Below are 2,892 nucleotides of genomic sequence, written 5' to 3' on the forward strand. Positions count from 1 at the left end.
CCGCATTTCTCTTAGAACCTTTTTGTGTGTATTGTTGTGAAATTAGAAGACCTTTAATGATGTATTAAATATAAGTTTTTTAAAATATAAAATAATTTATCTCAAGTGGACATATAATGACTGTTCAATATTATATAATGTACGGATAAAGAATTTTGAATTTTTTTATCGGAATTGAGGTAACACTGGCCCAAATAATTGGGGGGAAAACTACACATTGCGTATTGATGTAGTTTATTTGACACGCATTTACATGATATTTACATAAACTTAAACATATATTCGAAGTAATATTCTATGATGAAGTGTAATGGTTTTGTTAATTGTAAAAAATATGTTTTGTCAAGTTGAAGAAAAACAAAATTAATTCGTAATTACAAAGAATAATATTAATTATATTTTAAAATTTTGTTGTAAAAACCATGTTAAAAATATAAAATTAATATCGAAATTAGAATTTGGAGGTTGTCATGGAAAATACATTAGATTTATCGAAATTTATGAACGCTATTAAGAAAAATTGGAAGCTAATTGTTCTATTACCAATCATATTAATGCTAATTAGTTTATTAGTAACAGTGTTTTTAATGAAACCTAAATATGAAGCAAATACGCAAGTGCTAGTTAACCAAAAAGAAAAAAATTCGGAGTTAATGGCTCAAGAAGTCCAAAGTAATATTCAATTAGTTAATACATATTCTGAAATTTTAAAAAGTCCACGCATTATTGAAGACGTGGCTAAGAAAAACTCTAAATATTCAGCTGAAGATATAAAAGGTATGTTAACCGTTACAACACAAGCTGAATCTCAAATACTAAATGTGAATGTTAAGAATGGAAGTAAGAAAGACGCAGAAAAAGTTGCAAATGATATTGCAAATGTATTTAGTGATAAAATGCCTGAAATTATGAATGTTGATAATGTATCAGTGTTATCTTCTGCTAAAGGTACTGCATCTAAAGTATCACCTAATTTATTGTTGAATTTAGCAATAGGACTCATTTTAGGCTTAATTATATCATTGATAGTCATTGTACTAAAAGAAATGTTTGATAAGCGTATTAAAACTGAAGAAGATATCGAAAAAGAATTAAATATTCCAGTTTTAGGATCTATACAAAAACTTAAATAAGGAGAAAAATTATGGCAAGAAAAGAACCAAAAAGAAAAAAATTAGATACACCTTTATACGTTCACGACAAACCGAAATCAATAGTAAGTGAAAAGTTTAGAGGTATTCGTTCTAACATAATGTTCTCAAGTGCAAATGGGGAAATTAAAAGCGTAATCATTACATCAGAAAAACCGGCTGCAGGAAAAAGTATAATTTCAGCTAATATAGCAGTTACGTATGCTCAAGCAGGTTATAAAACTTTAATTATTGATGGAGATATGCGTAAACCGACGCAACATTATAATTTTGAGACTTCTAATTATGATGGTCTATCAAATTTAATCATTGGTAAAAGTGATTTTGATAAAGCTATTCGTAGCACAAGAGTTGAAAATTTAGATTTATTGACGTCTGGTCCGGTACCACCAAACCCATCAGAACTGATTGCTTCAAATAGATTTGAGAATCTTTTTAGTCAATTAAGAGAAATGTATGATTTTATACTAATTGATACTCCACCAGTAATTTCAGTAACTGATGCACAAGTATTTTTACAAATAGTACCTGATTGTGTCCTAGTCATTGATGCGGAAAGAAATAATAAATATGAGGTTAAAAAGGCTAAAGATTTAATTCAAAAAGCTGATGGGCACATCCTAGGTGCAGTCTTAAATAAGACACCACAAGATAAGTCGTCAAATTATTATTACTATTATGGGGATGAAACTAATAATGATTGATATTCATAATCACGTTTTAATTAATGTTGATGATGGGCCTAAAAATAAAGAGGAAATGTTAAAACTTATTAAACAAGGAATAGATGAAGGAGTTACTGAAATAATTGTGACACCGCATCATCTCAGCCCGACTTTTGATAATGAATATAAAATTGTGCAACAAAAGTTGGCTGAGTTAAATGATATGCAAGAAGTAAAACAGTATGGGATAAAATTATTTCCTGGTCAAGAAATAAGAATTAGTGATCAAATTCTTCCGCAATTAAAACAAGGTAAGATAATTGGTCTTAATAATTCGAAATATATACTTATAGAATTCCCGTCAAGCAATGTACCACATTATGCAAAAAGACTTTTTTTCGAACTTCAATCTGAAGGTTATGTACCAATCATTGCTCATCCAGAGAGAAATAAAGAAATTAGTCAAAATTTAGATGTGCTATTTGAACTAATAAACGGTGGAGCGCTTAGTCAATTAACCGCCGCTTCACTTTTAGGGAACCACGGAAAAAAACTACAAAAGATTTCAATTCAAATGATTGAAAATAATTTAACACATTTTATTGCTTCTGATGCTCATAATGCAGAAAATAGACCATTTGTTATAAATAGCTTGTTTAATGAAAAAAAACTTGCACCTTATAAAGATCAAATTAACCAGTTTTACGTGAATGCTAAAAGGGTTATATCGGACCAAGATATAGCTAAAAAGCAACCAACTCAAAATTATAAAAGTAAAAAAATATTCGGTTTATTTTAACTGTAAATGGAGTAAGTTAGGAGGATAAATGTGGACAAATTAAGTACAAGAGGAAGATTGCTATTATTTATAGTAATAGATTCTTTGATTGTAGCATTATCAGTTTTTGTTTGTTACAACATTTTAGAACCTTATTTTAGAGGGTATTCACATAAAGTATTGATTTTAACTGGCTCTTCGTCAAATCGTACTGATGAGTCCTAATATTTAGATTAAGCAACCTTAGATTGTTTAATATCTTTTTTTTTTGTTGAGGAAAATAGTCGCGAAGTTATAA

Annotated in this window: 3 protein-coding genes and 1 pseudogene; all 4 read left to right on the forward strand. The window is 28.7% G+C overall.

Features of this window, described 5'->3' with window-relative positions; translation table 11 throughout:
* The first annotated feature begins 470 nt into the window (after positions 1 to 470).
* On the forward strand, positions 471 to 1,133 hold the full coding sequence (locus KA828_RS13035; protein WP_210126366.1) for a YveK family protein: 663 nt from the start codon (positions 471 to 473) through the stop codon (positions 1,131 to 1,133).
* An 11-nt stretch (positions 1,134 to 1,144) separates the two neighbouring features.
* Positions 1,145 to 1,855 carry a polysaccharide biosynthesis tyrosine autokinase gene (locus KA828_RS13040; protein WP_210126367.1) on the forward strand — a complete coding sequence of 237 codons (711 nt, stop codon included), beginning with the start codon at positions 1,145 to 1,147 and terminating at the stop codon, positions 1,853 to 1,855.
* Complete coding sequence (locus KA828_RS13045) at positions 1,848 to 2,615, forward strand: tyrosine-protein phosphatase (protein ID WP_070855209.1); 768 nt, start codon at positions 1,848 to 1,850, stop codon at positions 2,613 to 2,615. Before KA828_RS13040 ends, KA828_RS13045 begins: the two co-directional genes overlap by 8 nt.
* A 30-nt stretch (positions 2,616 to 2,645) precedes the next feature.
* Positions 2,646 to 2,795 (forward strand): annotated as a pseudogene (locus KA828_RS13260) (hypothetical protein); the annotation flags it as partial.
* Positions 2,796 to 2,892 lie beyond the last annotated feature (97 nt).

The sequence above is a fragment of the Staphylococcus sp. GDY8P85P genome, from assembly GCF_017892405.1.
GTDB lineage: Bacteria > Bacillota > Bacilli > Staphylococcales > Staphylococcaceae > Staphylococcus > Staphylococcus borealis.

Coding starts and splice junctions, on each gene's coding strand:
- KA828_RS13035 (WP_210126366.1), top strand. CDS start 471: ATGGAAAATACATTAGATTTATCGAAATTTATGAACGCTATTAAGAAA.
- KA828_RS13040 (WP_210126367.1), top strand. CDS start 1,145: ATGGCAAGAAAAGAACCAAAAAGAAAAAAATTAGATACACCTTTATAC.
- KA828_RS13045 (WP_070855209.1), top strand. CDS start 1,848: ATGATTGATATTCATAATCACGTTTTAATTAATGTTGATGATGGGCCT.